Here is a 16,990-nt window from a genome sequence, read left to right as displayed (position 1 = left end):
GTCTTTAACTGGGTATACCCATTCATTCGATATGCCCGTTATTTTTTATAGACGAAAATAATTTTCATTTATAGCATGAACCCTATTTTCCCAATAAAGCAAGCGACAAACTTGCTTTCCCATCTTCATAAAGGGCTTTATCCTTTTTATCAATACTATAGCCAAGCAAGGAAACGATCGTAAATATTGCTTTAAACTGTGCTAGTGAGCCTGTTACTTCATCTACTTCTCCATAAATAGAGAAGAATTGCTTTCTACCTTCTTGTGGCAATATACTATAAACGATTGATAAATCAACAGCTGGATGGCCAATATGCGTATCTCCCCAATCAATAATTCCAGTTAACTCTTTCTCTTCATTTACTAGCATATTCCGAATGTGCAAATCCCCATGGGTTAGCACATGAACAGTTGGGACTGGTTTATGAGTGACTTTCATTGCATAGTCTTCAGCTAACTGGAATAAAGAGAGATGCTCATTTTTCCGCAACTGCTGAATCGAATCAATTAAACGGGATTTTCTTTTTTCGATATGAAGTCGATCAAATTCATCATATGGAATAGTTTGAAATTCCTCTATAGAAAAGGAATGCAATTTTTTCAAAAACAAGGCTAGTGGTTTTGCCATCTTTATTCTTTCTTGATAGGTTAACCCTTGTGGAGTATTTCCAGCTAAATACTCATATCCGATAAAAGTTCGTGGAAAATCATTGCTTACTTTACCTAAATATAAAGGTTTTGGAATGGAAAGTGGCAATTTATCAACTATTACTAGTAATAGCTCCCATTCACTTTTTAGTAGCTTTACGGCAATTTCTCTTCGCGGAAACCGAAAAGTGTAACTATTATTCACCAAAAAAATCGTGTTATCAAACCCTTTTCCTAATTCTGTAATAGATTGGACATCGATCGAAAACTGTTCCTCTATCAATTGAGAAGCCAGTTCCTTTGAAATAGTGTATTCTGGATCCCATATATTCGGCATTAGATTCACTCCTCTTATTAGAACAGTATCGTTTAGGCTCCCTATATATAAAGTTATTTCTAGAAAATCAACATAAAAAAAGGAGGCCTTATAACAGGTCATCCATAGTTTGTTTGATCCTATTCTTTTATGGTTACTTCTGGATTCTCCTTTTTTGTCTTTATGATAAACATCGAGATCGCTTGAACTATCGCAATACATCCTAAGATAATCCGAGTATATAAATGGTCTACAAGGATGGCGCTAATAGTTAAGCAAATATAGCAAGTGATAATTATTTTGATTTTTTGCTTTCTCGTCAACTCTCCTTTTCGAAATCCTTTCACATACTCATGGTAAAACGTTGTAGAATGAAACCATTTATTAATACGCTCAGAACCTCGTGTATAGAAAAAAGATGTTAGTAATAGAAAAGGTGTAGTAGGCAACAAGGGTAAAAAAGCTCCAATTATTCCCAAAACCAAAAAGACAGTACCTAGAAAAATATACAACCATCTATAAATAGGCTTCATCATTTGCTCCCTTCCTCCCCATTTTAAGGAGAGTTAACTGTCAATTCCCTCTAACGTCTTTTTCTTTTCGCACCTCTAACAACATCTCTTAGACCAAAAAGAAGCATAATAACACCAGAAGATAAAAACTCCACTCGGAAGATATCCGTATTAAGCACTCCCGCGGCATAAAGAACAATTCCGATGACATTAATTAAAAGAATAATATTTATGATTTTCGTCATTTGCTTTCCTTTCTTAGGATCAACATTCCTATCCTATTCACGTACAATATGTATTAAAAATTAATGGATGAAACAATCCGTGTTACACTATTCTACTTCGCTATTTTACAATAAAAAAAAGGAAATAACTATGTATTCTTTTAAAATAGGGTAGAAAGAATGAATCTACATCAACTATTTTCCCCTTGTTAGTAGGTTCATAAACTATAAAGGGAGCACACTTGTCATCTTGTTAAGAAATTCATTTTCCTTAGTACTTCGATAACTAATCTTGTTATAAGCGATTTAAGGATAATGCCTAAAAAAGAATAGTACCATTTCCAACCCTTTTTCCATTTAATTAGCTTTGTTTTTCTTTCTGCCCATAATTCAATAATATAGAATGGAATCGTAAATAAAATCAATTTATAGAAAACAGCAAAAAGTTTATCTCTCTTCGTTAATTCGTTGTAGAAAACAGTAAATGTAGGATAAATTAAGAAGTCAAATAATATATGTATTTTAAATTTCTTGGGCAGAAAACGAACTGGATATCTAATTACTTTATGAGATGTTAAGAGCATATCAAGCAAACCATTGGTAATAGCATTATACACAAAAACAATAATCCAATCTCTAATTGGGGGCTTTCTATATAAAATCGGCAGAAGGATCAATAAATTCCCAATAAATAATCCTCTTAAAAACCGTTTCTCCATTTTATTTTTTTCCATGAATGGACCACCTCTGCATTAATATGCACTTCCTTAAGCGGTTTATTCCATGCTTTAATTTATGTATTAGTCACAAAAGGTCATGGAATACTAAACCTTAAAGGGTGATGTATGCAAATTCCCCTACCATTCAATCAAATTTTTGGGACACAGTAATCGCAGTTCCTGTGGTTATGATTATTACACAATTACTAAAGATTTTTTTTAAGATACAAAAAAATATGTCCCAACCATTTCCTTAGCTTTAGGGTTAATTATCTCTGTTTTTACCAGTCATAGAGATAGTCTCGTTGCCGGTTTATTTATGGGCTGGTTTTACGGTTATTCTGCGGTTGGTTTCTATGCTTCTATGAAAACAACTATCTTGTCTTATCTTGAAAAGAAGAAGAAAAAAGCTGTGCAATAACAAATACACATGTCTTTTGGAAAAAAATAGATATATATGCAAGTAAAAGACATATCTATCATTAAATCGGACTTTATATATCATATATTTTCTGTTCTACTTTTGATTTTATCAAATAGTATAAATATAAAAAATCCTATAAAGTTAAGTAAACTAATAGCGAGGATCCATCCGACATTTAATCTCTTTTTATGATAAACATTTATAATCCCCCATATAGCAAACAGTACCCAATAAATAATAATAGCTCTCGGTATTATATAATTTGAGAACATTTCATCATATGATTTTATATCCATCCGCATATACCAAGTATCATTACCACCCCCAAAACCACCTTCTCCTAAATTCCTATTACGAATAAATTGATGGAAGAAATCCAAATTTCTTTCATATTTATAGATAGGATCAGGGTCAACGTCGAATTCATCTGAAAATAGCTCTGCTGATTTTAAAAATTCTACCTGGTAGATAAAATCTTTTTTCTCTAGTACTGTCTCCAACCTATTCTTCATATCTGTTGTTATCGTATCTTCACTACCTAAAATATTTAATAGAGAGCGGTATGTATTTTCTGTTTCCATATAGTAGTCTTTTTCTATGTTGAAATAATATAAATAAAATAATCCAGGAATAATTAAGAATGTTAATGCTGTGAATAAAACTCTCTTTGCAAATAATTTTTGAACTCTAAACAATCCACCTAGCACACTACGTATTTCTTCCTCCCCACCGAATCGTTCTATAGCAGTCTTTATAGATTCTTCTTCATTTTTGCCGGAATTCTTTAATTCCGTAACGGCTTCGTATAAATGATTTTTCATTTCTTCCTTCAATTCTAAAATTTCCTTTTTTTCTCCTTTAACATTTATATAAAACGCATCTACAAATTCATCGATTTTTTTCAATCTCGTCTTCTCCTTTTATAAAAGTATCAATAAGATTTCTTACAAAAGCCCATTCTTTATGTTTCATTTCATACCCAGCTATACACTTGCTTGAAAAATAATTGCTTATTTTTTCTTACTTCCACATAGCCAGTAATCTTATATTGTGAAGGTTTTTCGTTCAATGCTAACAAGTCCTCATAGAAAAAATGCTCTGCTTGTTTCTCTTTAAAAACCAGTTTATCTGTTCCTAAAATTTCATGAAGCATTAACATAAAATCTCCACCACCTTATTTTTTATCAGCTATTTCCTTTAATTGCTTTAGAAAATCTTCATCTGAAATATGTCCCTCTAAAGATTTTCTTACTAATTCCTCTTGTTCTTTTGATACATCCATGCCATTTACTTTTTCAGTTATTAGTTAGTTGAAAAAGTAAATTTAGCACTAATATCTTTTCTAGCATAATATGAACCACCAACAGAGCCACTTACACCAAAACCAGCTTTTTCATAAGAAACTTGTGCTGACAAATTGATTGCTCTTTCAATTGTTGCACTACCAGAAACTTCTACACTAGTAGTTGGCCACTTGTTTGTTTTAGATTTGTTCTAGCGATTTTATCCTGCAATGTATGAGATTCACTACCTGCTCTCCAATATGTATCATCTACAGAATTAGAATTGATTTGACGGAATGATCCAGTAGTATAAACCCATAAATCAGCGTATAAAGTATTTATTATACTACCTACATTTTCTTTTACTGCTTTTTTTACAGTATAAGAAGAATAATTATCGTCTTTAGCAGCTGCTTTACTAACAATAGATTTAGCTTTAAATACTGGATTTTCTTCTACACTGTATTCCTCTAATAAATTTTTAGTATCAGCATCATATACTCTTACAATTTCTTCTTTATCGCTAGGAATTTCAGTTTTTTCAACAATAACTTCATCTTCATCATATGGAATTTCTACATAAATACTATTTACTTCTTCTTTAAAAGAACTAGTAGATGGCTCTTCAGCTCCAACATTAGTAGCAAAAAATAGACTACCAAAAACAACTAAAAAACTTAATGTTAGCAAATGTTTCAAAAATATCATCGTCCTAATGTATTGAAATAGTCATTACCATTATATAAGCATTACGAAAACCTTTTCAATGTGTTATTGCCATTTTTTCTAATTTTTTCTATTTTTTTATAAAACAAAGAAGGAATATTATGGTTTTTATAGAATAATATAAAAAAAGAAAAACATAAGGTGGATAATTATGGAACAAGATTTAAAAAATACTATGAGAGATATTGGTGATGATATATATAACGGATTTTATTTTTTCACAAATGAAATAACGCATTCTTTAGGAAAAACTCTAGCAACTACAAATATTTTATTAGGTATTATTGCAATTAGCCTAGTATCTTTGACAGTCATAAAAATATGGGAATTAAAAAGAGGCTGGTACAAAACTAAATAGCCAATCTGTAAAGACGAACCATCCTTAATTTAGCACTTAAATAAAGGCTACTTTTTCATGCTAGTTATTTATGATTTTAAATATAGTCAGTGTAAAAACTAATTCGTTTTTTAAGATTGTTTTTCTATAACTATTATGGAAATAGAAAAAATTAATTAATTGGAAAGACGGAGCAGCCTGAATACACGTAGACTCCTATGGGAGCTGCGAGAAAGTCCGAGACCCTGCAGGAACTTAAGTGACGAAGCGGCTCGGCGCTCGCCCCATGGAAAGCGAAGTGTATTCAGGCTGCGGATAATAACACCATCTTTACGGAAACAGCCTTTTATAAACCGAAACAAACACGAACAATCATATGTAAATATCTTATGGTTGTTCGTGTTTGTTTATGGCTGGAATACTTATGTCCCAGCCTCTTTTTAATTCTTAATAAGTTGAAAAAGTAAATTTAGCACTAATATCTTTTCTAATGACAAATACAATGTTCCTTCCATTAATTCAAAACTATTTTCCGTCTTCTCTCTTACCAACTTCGCTGTTTCATATCCATACATATCCTTTCTTTTTAACAGTGAGAGAATGAGCGTATCAATATGCCCTTTTAAAATTCCCTTGTTTATTTCCAAACTTATCACCAAATTCTCTTTTATTTTTATACTTAATAATGCAAGTTTAAATTAAATCACAATACAAAATACCTTATAATACAAGGTATTCAGAAAAAAATAAATCCTTTTTATTCGAATATATTGTGAAGCCACAAAAAAACACAACCCACATAATGAGTTGTGCATTCATCCTTTATGCATACATCTGTCCTTCTTCCTCTTTCCGGAAGAAACTTGTCATCGCATTAAACACATCCGCTTTTTGTCTCAGTAAGTAGTAGCGGAATTTTTCATCTTGAATGTTTTTGTAGGCGGACATTAGCGTACTGTGCCGGTTGTATTGGTTGACTTCCCCATAGCCGAACATATTGGAAACTTCCATCAGCTCTTCTACTAATTTTACACATCTAGCATTATCGGAAGTTAAATTGTCTCCGTCTGAGAAATGGAATGGGTATATATTAAATCGGCTTGGATCGTATTTATCGTCAATCAGTTCTAATGCTTTTCTATATACGGAGGAACAAATCGTACCACCGCTTTCTCCTTTAGAAAAGAAATCTTCTTCCGAAACAACTTTTGCTTCTGTATGATGGGCAATGAATTCAATTTCTACCGTTTCATATTTCGTACGAAGAAATCTTGTCATCCAGAAGAAAAAGCTTCTTGCCATATACTTTTCCCATAAGCCCATCGAACCACTCGTATCCATCATCGCAAGTACGACTGCCTTTGATTCTGGCTTTTGGACTTCATTCCAAGTTTTGAATTTTAAATCCTCTGGATAAATTGGGTGAAAGCCTGGTACTCCTGTCATTGCATTACGCTTAAATGCAGAAATCATTGTCTTTTTCTTATCAATATTCCCCATTAATCCTACTTTTCTAATATCATTAAATTCAATATTCTCCACGACAATTTGATCCTGTTCTTTTCGTTTTAAATTCGGCAATTCTAATTGTTTAAATAAAGCTTCTTCTAATTCCATTAAAGATACTTCTGCTTCAAAGTAATCTTCTCCGGCCTGATCTCCTGCTCCTTGCCCTTTTCCTGGGCCCTTTTGATTTCCAGATCCATCGCGTGCGACCACATCGCCAACCTGACTATCTCCATTTCCTTGCCCTACATGTTTGTTTTTATCATAATTATATCGAATTTTGTATTCGTCTAATGAACGAATGGGAATTTTCACAACTTCTCTACCATTTGACATGACGATGTTTTCTTCTGTAATTAAATCAGGTAGGTTATTTTTAATGGCTTCCTGCACTTTTTCTTGATGACGCTGCTGATCATCATGGCCTTTGCGATGGAGGGACCAATTTTCCTGGGATATTACAAACTGATGCTTATTTGGTTTTTCCGTCATCTTACCCCTCCTAAAAAGTTTTTTTATCCTTTTGTGCACGTATGAAGTGATTTTCGCATACACTAATTTGGGTATCGCTATACCTAAATAAAGTGATTACTCTATCATATGCAAATGGACAGAATAATTTACTAATAATTTCGATAATTTTACTTTTTTTAGAAAAAGGGTTGTTTAATGCGTTCCTATTCCATGGCACATTATTCACCCTTTACTTTTCTTATTAGGCAAAAGAGGAACAGACGCCATTTAGCCTGTTCCTCCCTTGACCAATTTATTTAACGATTCAATAAGCTGCCTACATAACGTAATAACTCGTTGGCAGAAGTGGAATTATAACCATGTTCATCAATTAAACGTGCAACCACTTCGTTGACTTTCTTCAATTGCTGCTCATCTGGAGTTTTCGTTGAAGTAGTGATTTTAACGACATCTTTTAAATCTGCGAATAACTTCTTCTGGATAGCTTCACGTAAGCGATCGTGAGAATTATAATCAAATCGTTTTCCTTTTCTCGCATAAGCAGAAATACGAATTAAAATTTCTTCACGGAATGACTTCTTCGCATTTTCGGAAATTCCAATTTGTTCTTCAATGGAACGCATTAGTTTTTCGTCTGGATTGATCGGCTCACCAGTTAATGGGTCACGAAGCTTATTTTTATTGCAATACGCTTCAACATTATCTAAGTAATTATCCATTAACGTTTTAGCAGACTCTTCATAGGAATAAACAAATGCCTTTTGTACTTCTTTCTTGGCAATTTCGTCGTACTCTTTTCGCGCTAAAGAAATGCAGTTTAAGTACTTTTCTTTTAGTTCATTGGTGATAGAAGAATGCTGATCTAATCCTTCTTTTATGGATAAAAGCACATCAAGTGCATTAATGCTTGTTACATCTTTACGAATAATCGTAGATGAAATACGGTTAATCACATAACGAGGATCAATACCACTCATTCCTTCATCGCCATATTCATTTTGAAGTTCTTTTAAATCAGCAGAACTAAAGCCTTCTACACTTTCACCATCGTATAAACGCATTTTCTTCACTAAATCAATATCTCCTTTTTTCGGTTCTTTCAATCTAGTTAAAATCGTAAAAATAGCGGCAATTTTTAATGTGTGTGGCGCAATATGCACGTTCGAAACGTCGCTTTCTCGAATCATTTTTTCATAGATTCTTTCCTCTTCTGATGCTTTTAAATTATATGGAACCGGCATTACAATGATACGGGAATGCAATGCTTCGTTCTTTTTATTGGAAATAAAAGAGCGATACTCCGTTTCATTCGTATGAGCAACAATTAACTCATCTGCAGATATAAGGGCGAATCTTCCTGCCTTAAAGTTTCCTTCTTGTGTTAAGGATAATAAATGCCATAAGAACTTCTCATCACATTTTAACATCTCTTGGAACTCCATCATGCCTCGGTTCGCTTTATTTAACTCCCCATCAAAACGATAGGCCCGAGGATCAGATTCCGATCCATATTCAGCAATAGTAGAGAAATCAATGCTTCCTGTTAAATCTGCAATATCCTGTGATTTCGGATCAGATGGACTAAAGGTTCCAATCCCAGTTCGTTTATCTTCTGAGAAAAATACCCTTTCTACCATCACATCTTCAATTCTTCCATTATATTCTTCTTGCAGTCTCATCATATTAAGTGGCGATAAGTTGCCTTCAATGCGAATTCCATATTCATCAAAGAAATCTTTTCTTAGACTATGTGGAATCATATGAAGCGGATCCTCATGCATTGGGCAACCTTTGATCGCATATACAGCCCCACGTTCCGTGTAGGTATATGCTTCTAATCCTCTTTTCAGCATCGTTACTAAAGTGGATTTACCACCGCTGACTGGACCCATAAGTAATAAAATACGTTTTCTTACATCTAGACGTTTAGCAGCTGGATGGAAATATTCTTCTACTAGCTTTTCTAACGGCTCTTCTAATCCGAAGAGCTGATCAGAGAAAAATTTGTATTGCTTTTTCCCATTTACTTCATCAATGCCAGCATCTTTAATCATGTTATATACCCTAGAATGCGCGGACTGACCTACCCATGGCTTTTCCTTCAAAATTTCTAAGTATTCTCCAAAAGTCCCTTCCCACTTCAACAACTCTTCTTCTTGTCTATACATCTCGATTTTCTTTAATATATTCATATGGACCTCCCCTGTCACATTATCAGAGACGATTAATATAATCTATGCACCAGCGAATGCGAACATGCTTAAAAGAAAGAATAGTTTTTTTAGAGAAGCTAAACAATTAGGGAGAAAACTCCATCTTTAGCACGTCGAACCGCTATAGAATAACAATTATTATTAAATAGGAAATATTTTCATGTTTTGCAGATGCTTATTCACCGAACAGCCTGTTTTCTTTATTTACATAAAAAACACCTTTTATTTCTATCGAATTCGCTAAATAGGGGGAAATATTAAGTATATATAAAGGGGGATGAAATTATAGTTGATTTCATCCCCCTTTATCACAAGTTATTTGTTTTCCATTTCAAGGCAGCAATTTTTTGTGTAGCTTATTAGAGAGTAAAACTGAATAGAAGAAGTACCCTTTTATCCCTTGAAGGTAAAATTTCAAATTTTATTAAATAGCACCTGCATCTCTTGCAGTATAGAAGGACGGAAAAATAGGTCGATAATGTAATTCTTCTCTTATACGCATAGTATCGACAACCATATCCCATGGATTGTATTCCTGTTGCTGCCCCTCTGATGAAATTTCACTATTATAAAGTTGAAGCAATTCAGCAACAGAGATCGGAGCATCATCAGCAACATTGTAAATTCGACCATCAATACCTTGTGTAGAAGCAGCAAGAATCAGGGCTTGACATATATCAGCATGGTGTACCATATGGATTCGTTTAGCTGGATTCCAGCTACGCAATATTGGAAGGATTTCTGTGATATGCGGATCTTGATCTCCATAAATAAACGGAAACCTTATTATGCGAAGTCCTAACCCCTGTTCGTGATGAAGTCGTAGCAGTGCAGCTTCAGCTTCAGCCTTTGTTTGAGGATAAGGAAAGGCTGGTCTTACTTCATCATCCTCATGGTTCGGTCTGGAATAATTACCAGCACCATAAACATTATTGGTACTTGCAAAAACAAACCTTGGTACTTCAGCCTTCAAGGCAGCTTGAGCTAAAGCTATACTGCCATCAACGTTTGATATCCTGGTGGTCTCCTCATCTACTCCACGAAACTGAGCAGCCAAGTGAACCACAACATCAGTGCCTTCGAGAGCTTCAATATAATTATCTTGTTCCAAAAGATCACCTATTACGAGTTCAGCGCCAAGTTGGCGAAGCCAGTCCGCCTTTGAACTATCTCTAACTAATAATTTAACTTTATACCCACGTTGAAGTAATCGTGGAACAAACCGACTTCCCACTTTCCCTGTAGCTCCTGTTACAAAAACATTCATTTAAAATCCTCCTTAATTTTTTATATAATGTAAGCTATACTTGCAGTATGACAGAATGTACAAGTGGCTTCCTTCCTTTGTTTATCGTATGTTTGGAAGTGTCAGGATAAGGAGTCGATATAAATGGACAAGAATCTTACTAATATGTCATTAGGTGAATTTTTACGTACACGTCGAAACCGTCTCACTCCAGAAGATGTAGGCTTAGTGTCATTTGGACGACGACGGACGACGGGTCTTCGAAGGGAGGAAGTGGCCCAACTTGCCCATATTGGAACATCATGGTATACCTCTTTGGAACAAGGCAGAAATGTCAATCCCTCGGAGGATGTACTAAATAATATCGCAAAAGCACTGAGATTAAATGAAGATGAACGGCAACATCTCCACCTTCTTGCAAGACCGGTGGAACAGAATCAGGTAAAAGATCAGCCATTAAATTTAGGGTTGGTACAAACAATTAAGGCACTTGAACCGAATCCAGCTTTCGTGATTGGAAAATCCTGGGATTTATTATTATGGAACCAAGCAGCTGAGTTAGTTTTCCATTTACCGCCTTTTTCTAATAATATGCAGCAGAAGCCCAATTGGATAAGGCATCTTTTGATAGGGGACAAACTAAGCTCAAGCATAAAAGATTGGGATGCCAGAGCACGAATCATGATTGCACAGTTTCGTGCAGACTACGCACACTTCCCTAATGACGCTAAGTTTAAAGAACTAATTGAGGAATTTATGCAGAATAGTCAGCTGTTTCGTGAGTTATGGCCGCTACACGATGTTCAAGTCGAAACAGAACGACACAAGCGGAGATATGACCCCCTTATCGGAGAGATGGAGTTTGAACATTTAACCTTAAAATCGCCAACTGACCCACATTTAAAGATTATGATTTATACAGCTTCTCCTGATACAGCTGGACGTTTGCGAAGTTTAATGAGTATTAGGGACAATATGTAAGAGTGCAACATTCAAAAGAAAAACTATATGGTTCCTACAGTAGTGACAGATTTTATAACAAAAATAGAAAAGGTGAATTCGAGTAAACTCAAACTCACCTTATCACATTTGAAGCTAATTATGTCCCAGTCTCATTTTTGAGTTATTTCAAATCAAATTTCTTCTGTTTCACAAACTCTTTCATATACATACGTGATTTCCCCTCAAAATTACCAGCCATCTGAGCTGTCCATGTATCTGTTCTTTTCCCATTTGTTCTTTCCTGATAATAAGCAGTTATTTCGTTATTATATTCCTGTAGCTCTTGTTTATATTTTTCCACATCTTGCTCATATTCATTTTCGTGATAAATATGCTGAAAAGGAGCTCGTGGTTTTTTCTCTGTTTGTTGGTCTGGATAACCTACGACTAAAGCAAATACTGGTAAAACATGATCTGGAGTTTTTAATAATTGACTCACGCCAACTAAATTATTGCGAATTCCGCCTATGTAACAAATACCCAGTCCTAATGACTCAGCAGCAATTGCCATATTTTGCGATGCTAAGGCTACATCGATAAGACTAACCATAAATTTTTCCGTGCTCTCAATGGAATCCTGTGCTGATTCCTTTTTCCCTTCCATTTCTGAAGCAACAGTGTGCCGATATAAATCTGCACAGAAAACAAACAAATGCCCATTGTTTTCCACATATTGCTGATTCCCTGCTAATTCTGATAATTTTTTCTTTTTTTCCTTATCTTTTACGCCAATAATACTATATGCTTGTACAAAGCTAGAAGTAGAAGCACTTTGGGCAGCTTCCACAAGAAGACGAATTTGTTCTTGCGTTAATTCCTTATCTGTAAATTTTCTTACAGATCGATGATTGAGTATTGTTTCAATTGTTTGATTCATGGATAATCTCTCCTTTAAAGTTATTATTATTGTCCCATTTAACAGCTGAACTATTACTGATAATGACTATAGCCTAATAATATACCAATAATCGTCATGACAAAAAGAATTAGCCCGGTTGCTAAGTAAATAATAAATTCTTTTGACCTTTTATTATATCTCCACTCTACATACGATTGAAAAAGGCTGTGACAGATCAATATACACATACTTACTATTGGTCCATCTAAAATAAATAATAAAATGATGGCAATAGGTACCACTATCATATCTAGCCATTTTTGTAGTGAATGGACCTTTTTTTCCTTTTTATTTGGAAATCCTAGCTTTTTTCTTAAGTAGCCTTCCGTTCCAAAAAGAAGGAGTAAAAAGCTTAATAAAAATATGAAATCTTTTGATATAGTGAATACCATTTCTCATTCACTTCCCTTTATTCCCTCTAAAAAAAGAGTATAAATCTATTACGATTTACACTCTGTTATTGTTTCAGTGTTATTTTTTTAAATGCCCAAAATTTTGTTGCCTTAATGCCTCATAAATGAGAATGGCCACAGTATTCGAAAGATTAAAAGCACGAATATTATCCGTCATTGGAATTCGTACAGTTCTATCTATATTATTCTGGATAACCTTTGGAGGAAGACCTGTCGTCTCACTTCCAAATATAAAGTAATGCTCTTTGTTCCTATCACTGTAATCGAAGGAGGCATAAGGAGTTTTCCCAGACTTCGTAATATAGTAAAACGCTCCGCCTTCATTTTTTTCATAAAATTCATCTAAAGAGTCATAATAATGGATCTCTACAAATTCCCAGTAATCTAGGCCTGCTCTCTTTAACGCTTTATCATCTGTGGAGAATCCAAACGGACGGATTAAATGAAGAACAGTGTCTGTTCCTGCACATGTTCTTGCAATATTGCCTGTATTGGAAGGGATTTGTGGTTGGTATAGGACGATATGTATTGCCAAGTTTGTCACCTCTAACTATTACTTTCCGTTCCATTATACACTTACTCTAAGGGAATTGCGAAGGAGTTATTTCTTGCTTTTCAGCCATCAATAATCGTAAAAAATTTATATTTAATATTTGGAGTATAGGCAGTTGAATCTTCATATTTCCAGTAGCGCATTCGACTATTATACGTATGGGCATTTACTAACGGTTCTCCATTCGCATCCTTCCCTGTAACTATAGTTGTATGATTATATTTCCCATCGCCTTCAAAATCATAGCAAATGACATCCCCAAGCTTTAGCTCGATTGCACTATTTACTTGTTTGGCACGCAATCCGGTTGTAGAGGTTTCTAAATATCTTGGAAAGGCATTGGCAACTGACCAACTGTAGCTCCAATTATTATTTTGCATCCACCAGCCCTTATTGCGATTAGGATAACCTCGCATCGGAGCTCCTCCTTCATGAACACATTGCGAAATATAATTGGTGCAATCCACTTCAAATTGATGGTATTTCGGATTATAGCTATTCCACCATTTTTCCGCATATTGAACGGCTTTAAGGCGATCATACGTATATCTGCTCCATCCTTCTGTCGTGTTCCCAAATTCTTCAGACAAAGGATGTACTCTATATTCTGGATAGGCAGGAGCAATCTCTTTATCCTCAATTAAGACTCCTTTATAGAAAATCCCCTTTCTATTTTCCACTTCTTCTTCTACGAAAAATAACTCTCCTTGCTTAATGAAATATTGAAGATGAACCGTATAAACCAATTCCTCCGTCTCATCCGCCTTTTTCTGAATATCTTCAATTTTCCCTTTTGCCTTCACATGAATGATTTCAGCATTTCTTCTATGGAAACATTCTCTTTTTCGCGCAAACTTTTCATCTTCTATAATTGTTCGCTCTTTTGCAACACACTGCTGAATCCTTTTTTCGATGAGCTCCATTAATTGTTGTTTCATTCCATCTACTCCCTTCCTTAATAAATATGTTTAAAAGGAGGAGAACTGTACAAAAAAAAGAAGGCGATGAATTTCCTTCTTTTTGTCTCGTATTAATTATTAAAAACATGATGAAAAACATTTTTTTCAAGCATGATGGTAACTTAGGTGTGCTTATCCATTGGATGAAAGCAATTCCCCCTTAATCTCGGAGAAATATTAGCGTTCATTCATCTGATGAAAACCACTTTCCCTCTTCCTCTACGAAAATGTGGCGTTCTTTCTCCCGATGAAAACCACTTTCCCTCTTACTCCATGAAAAAGTGGCGTTCTTTCTCCCAATGAAAACCACTTTCCCTCTTCCTCTACGAAAATGTGGCGTTCTTTCTCCCGATGAAAACCACTTTCCTCTTACCACACAAAACAAGTGTTCATCCACCACAATCTTATAATGAATGCGATAATCGTTGTAACGCATCTTCAATTTCTTGTAAAACCTCTTGATCGTCTTCTTGTTGTGTTGCTGTTTGTAGGGCAGTCTTTGAGTCATCGCCGCCAATTTTCCCTAATGCCCAAGCAGCCGTTCCTCTAATGACTGGTCTCGGGTCTTTTTTCATCACCATAATTAAATCACCAACTGCTCCTTCTTCTTTAAAATGAGCAAGTGCAATGATGGCATTACGCTGAATTGGTTTTTTTCCACGCCAAGAACCAGAAATATGACCATACTTTTCTTTAAATTCCTTATTGCTGATAAAAAGTAGGGGCTGAAGCAATGGTTTTGCGATTTCTGGATTTGGCTCCATTTCTGGATGATTGTGAAAATCAATTCCTTTATTTTTCGGACAGACGGTTTGGCATGTATCACAGCCGTATATTCGGTTACCGAGCTTTTCTCTAAATTCTTCTGCCAGAAATCCTTTTGTCTGTGTTTGAAAAGCGATACATCTCTGGGCATTTAACTGCCCACCTTGAATAAGGGCACCTGTTGGACAAACATCAATGCATTTATTACATGTGCCGCATTGATCTTCCATTGGCTTATCAGGTTCTAAAGGTAGATTGGTAATCATCTCTCCTAAATAAACATAAGAACCAAATTCCGGTGTAATAATAGCACAATTTTTTCCAGACCAGCCTAACCCCGCTCGCTGTGCCACAGCGCGATCTACTAACTCACCAGTATCTACCATTGATTTACACAATGCATCTGGCATTCGCTCTTGTATATATTCCTCAAGCTTCTGCAAGCGATCTTTTAAAACAATATGATAATCCGTTCCCCAGGAAGCACGACAAAAAATACCTCTGCGCTCTCCTTTTTTGCTAACAACTCTTTCCTTCATTTTAGAAGGATAAGCAAGAGCGATGGAAATAATCGATTTCGGCTGATCTAATAGAAGGGAGGGGTCTACTCGCTTCTCAATATCCTTCTCTTCAAAGCCCGATTGATAGTTTAATTCTTGCTGTCTTATTAAACGTACTTTCATTTCTTCAAAGGTGCTAGCACTTGTAAATCCAATTTTGTCGATCCCGATTGTTTTACTATAGTCTATAATATCTTTCTTTAATGCATGATAATCCATAAGGTCTCCCTCCCTTCTTTTCATTGGTTTTTCATATAGATTACGCTAAAATATAGAATAACATAGACAACAACTATAGTGGAGGTGCATATATTGGATATTTCTATATCAGAACAGATTAAACAATTAATCCCTAATTTTAAAATTGGCTTCATTCACTATCAAGGAATGGAAGTAATGGACACGCCCCAAATGATTAAAGGGCGCATGCAACTTTTTCAAGAGTCTATTTTTTTTGATTTGGAAGATAGCAATATAACCGATATTCCTTCTGTAAAGGAATGGAGAGCCATCTTCAAAAAAACAGGCAAAGATCCAAATCGCTATCGCCATTCAGCGGAAAGTCTTCTTAGACGAATCAAAAAACAAAATTACTTACAGCCTATTAATAGCAGTATTGATATTAACAACTTCTTTTCCCTTCAATACAGTGTTCCGATCGGTATTTATGATTGTGCCAATCTTCAAGGAAATATAAACATCCGTATCGGAAAAGAAGGCGAACAATATGCTGGACTTAATGGAAGAATGAATTCTATCGAAAATTTAATCGTATCAGAAGATAAACTCGGTCCATTTGGCAGCCCATTTGTCGATTCAGATAGAGCTCCTGTCCAATCATCTACGAAAAACGCCATTCAAATTGTTTATCTTTCCCCATCCATTGAAAGAGAAAAAGCAGAGCAAATGGTGGAATCATTACTTAACATGTTTGTGCAAGTTCATGGAGGAGAAGCATCGTTTTCCATTGTAGAATAAACCTAGCAGGAGAGTTTCTAATATAGATCCTCTCCTACCTATTGCTATATTATTTTCTCGTAAAATATAAAAAACGCAATGCTTCGTTCTTAATGAAACGAAACACTGCGTTGTGAGCTTATGTATGGAGCGGGTGATGGGAATCGAACCCACGACATCAGCTTGGAAGGCTGAGGTTTTACCATTAAACTACACCCGCATTTATTAATTTTTCTTAACTGTTTTTTTACTTAT

18 protein-coding genes, 1 tRNA gene and 2 pseudogenes are annotated in these 16,990 nt (G+C 34.9%); 4 read left to right on the top strand and 17 right to left on the bottom strand.

Going from position 1 to position 16,990, the window contains the following annotated elements; translation table 11 throughout:
* Positions 1-82 precede the first annotated feature (82 nt).
* From AB3U99_RS05715 to AB3U99_RS05700, 4 genes are all read right to left on the bottom strand, one after another.
* The gene (locus tag AB3U99_RS05715; RefSeq protein WP_400246215.1) at positions 83-985 is read right to left on the bottom strand and encodes a phosphotransferase; all 903 of its coding nucleotides are present in this window, start codon (positions 983-985) and stop codon (positions 83-85) included.
* A 119-nt stretch (positions 986-1,104) separates the two neighbouring features.
* Positions 1,105-1,500, bottom strand: coding sequence for a YbaN family protein (locus AB3U99_RS05710; protein WP_400246213.1), 396 nt, complete (start codon positions 1,498-1,500; stop codon positions 1,105-1,107).
* Between the two features lie 47 nt (positions 1,501-1,547).
* Positions 1,548-1,721 carry a hypothetical protein gene (locus tag AB3U99_RS05705; RefSeq protein WP_400246211.1) on the bottom strand — a complete coding sequence of 58 codons (174 nt, stop codon included), beginning with the start codon at positions 1,719-1,721 and terminating at the stop codon, positions 1,548-1,550.
* Between the two features lie 224 nt (positions 1,722-1,945).
* Entirely contained in the window at positions 1,946-2,434 is a 489-nt protein-coding gene (locus AB3U99_RS05700) for a CBO0543 family protein (protein ID WP_400246209.1), read from the bottom strand.
* 107 nt (positions 2,435-2,541) lie between these two features.
* On the opposite strand from AB3U99_RS05700, the pseudogene AB3U99_RS05695 reads away from it, so the two are divergent.
* A pseudogene (locus AB3U99_RS05695) lies at positions 2,542-2,840 on the top strand (hypothetical protein).
* Positions 2,841-2,920: 80 nt separating this feature from the next.
* On the opposite strand, the gene AB3U99_RS05690 reads toward AB3U99_RS05695, so the two are convergent.
* The 3 genes from AB3U99_RS05690 to AB3U99_RS05680 form a co-directional block, all read right to left on the bottom strand.
* Positions 2,921-3,748 (bottom strand): permease prefix domain 1-containing protein, encoded by an 828-nt coding sequence (locus tag AB3U99_RS05690; RefSeq protein ID WP_400246208.1) that lies wholly within the window; start codon positions 3,746-3,748, stop codon positions 2,921-2,923.
* Between the two features lie 68 nt (positions 3,749-3,816).
* Positions 3,817-4,002, bottom strand: coding sequence for a hypothetical protein (locus AB3U99_RS05685; protein ID WP_400246206.1), 186 nt, complete (start codon positions 4,000-4,002; stop codon positions 3,817-3,819).
* A 295-nt stretch (positions 4,003-4,297) separates the two neighbouring features.
* A complete protein-coding gene (locus AB3U99_RS05680) occupies positions 4,298-4,825 on the bottom strand; it encodes a hypothetical protein (RefSeq protein ID WP_400246204.1) in 528 nt (175 codons plus the stop codon).
* 178 nt (positions 4,826-5,003) lie between these two features.
* Between AB3U99_RS05680 and AB3U99_RS05675 the strand changes: the two genes are divergently transcribed.
* Positions 5,004-5,210 (top strand): hypothetical protein, encoded by a 207-nt coding sequence (locus AB3U99_RS05675; RefSeq protein ID WP_400246202.1) that lies wholly within the window; start codon positions 5,004-5,006, stop codon positions 5,208-5,210.
* 458 nt (positions 5,211-5,668) lie between these two features.
* Here AB3U99_RS05675 and AB3U99_RS05670 read toward each other — a convergent pair.
* The 4 genes and pseudogenes from AB3U99_RS05670 to AB3U99_RS05655 form a co-directional block, all read right to left on the bottom strand.
* Positions 5,669-5,836 (bottom strand): annotated as a pseudogene (locus tag AB3U99_RS05670) (PadR family transcriptional regulator); the annotation flags it as partial.
* Between the two features lie 175 nt (positions 5,837-6,011).
* Positions 6,012-7,187: a sporulation protein YhbH gene (yhbH, locus tag AB3U99_RS05665; RefSeq protein WP_400246200.1), complete on the bottom strand. Its 1,176-nt coding sequence runs from the start codon at positions 7,185-7,187 to the stop codon at positions 6,012-6,014.
* 278 nt (positions 7,188-7,465) lie between these two features.
* Positions 7,466-9,361 (bottom strand): PrkA family serine protein kinase, encoded by a 1,896-nt coding sequence (locus AB3U99_RS05660; RefSeq protein ID WP_400246198.1) that lies wholly within the window; start codon positions 9,359-9,361, stop codon positions 7,466-7,468.
* 445 nt (positions 9,362-9,806) lie between these two features.
* The gene (locus tag AB3U99_RS05655) at positions 9,807-10,649 is read right to left on the bottom strand and encodes an NAD-dependent epimerase/dehydratase family protein (protein ID WP_400246196.1); all 843 of its coding nucleotides are present in this window, start codon (positions 10,647-10,649) and stop codon (positions 9,807-9,809) included.
* A 123-nt stretch (positions 10,650-10,772) separates the two neighbouring features.
* Between AB3U99_RS05655 and AB3U99_RS05650 the strand changes: the two genes are divergently transcribed.
* Positions 10,773-11,609, top strand: coding sequence for a helix-turn-helix transcriptional regulator (locus tag AB3U99_RS05650; RefSeq protein ID WP_400246194.1), 837 nt, complete (start codon positions 10,773-10,775; stop codon positions 11,607-11,609).
* A 142-nt stretch (positions 11,610-11,751) separates the two neighbouring features.
* On the opposite strand, the gene nfsA is transcribed toward AB3U99_RS05650, so the two are convergent.
* The 5 genes from nfsA to queG all read right to left on the bottom strand — a co-directional run bounded on the left by nfsA (position 11,752) and on the right by queG (position 15,997).
* Positions 11,752-12,507 carry an oxygen-insensitive NADPH nitroreductase gene (gene nfsA, locus AB3U99_RS05645; protein ID WP_400246192.1) on the bottom strand — a complete coding sequence of 252 codons (756 nt, stop codon included), beginning with the start codon at positions 12,505-12,507 and terminating at the stop codon, positions 11,752-11,754.
* Positions 12,508-12,560: 53 nt separating this feature from the next.
* On the bottom strand, positions 12,561-12,920 hold the full coding sequence (locus tag AB3U99_RS05640; protein WP_400246190.1) for a DUF4181 domain-containing protein: 360 nt from the start codon (positions 12,918-12,920) through the stop codon (positions 12,561-12,563).
* A gap of 79 nt (positions 12,921-12,999) precedes the next feature.
* Positions 13,000-13,476 (bottom strand): tRNA (uridine(34)/cytosine(34)/5-carboxymethylaminomethyluridine(34)-2'-O)-methyltransferase TrmL, encoded by a 477-nt coding sequence (gene trmL, locus AB3U99_RS05635; protein WP_400246188.1) that lies wholly within the window; start codon positions 13,474-13,476, stop codon positions 13,000-13,002.
* Between the two features lie 80 nt (positions 13,477-13,556).
* A complete protein-coding gene (locus AB3U99_RS05630; RefSeq protein WP_400246186.1) occupies positions 13,557-14,432 on the bottom strand; it encodes an amidase domain-containing protein in 876 nt (291 codons plus the stop codon).
* A gap of 425 nt (positions 14,433-14,857) precedes the next feature.
* A complete protein-coding gene (gene queG / locus AB3U99_RS05625) occupies positions 14,858-15,997 on the bottom strand; it encodes a tRNA epoxyqueuosine(34) reductase QueG (RefSeq protein ID WP_400246184.1) in 1,140 nt (379 codons plus the stop codon).
* A gap of 93 nt (positions 15,998-16,090) precedes the next feature.
* On the opposite strand from queG, the gene AB3U99_RS05620 reads away from it, so the two are divergent.
* Positions 16,091-16,756 (top strand): B3/4 domain-containing protein, encoded by a 666-nt coding sequence (locus AB3U99_RS05620; protein WP_400246182.1) that lies wholly within the window; start codon positions 16,091-16,093, stop codon positions 16,754-16,756.
* 125 nt (positions 16,757-16,881) lie between these two features.
* Here the strand turns inward: AB3U99_RS05620 and AB3U99_RS05615 are convergent.
* A tRNA-Gly gene (locus AB3U99_RS05615) sits at positions 16,882-16,955 on the bottom strand.
* Positions 16,956-16,990 lie beyond the last annotated feature (35 nt).

Source organism: Niallia tiangongensis (assembly GCF_044704065.1).
GTDB classification, from domain to species: domain Bacteria; phylum Bacillota; class Bacilli; order Bacillales; family Cytobacillaceae; genus Niallia; species Niallia tiangongensis.
The sequence above is the reverse complement of the archived record's forward strand: the minus strand, read 5'-3'. Positions and strand labels throughout refer to the sequence as shown.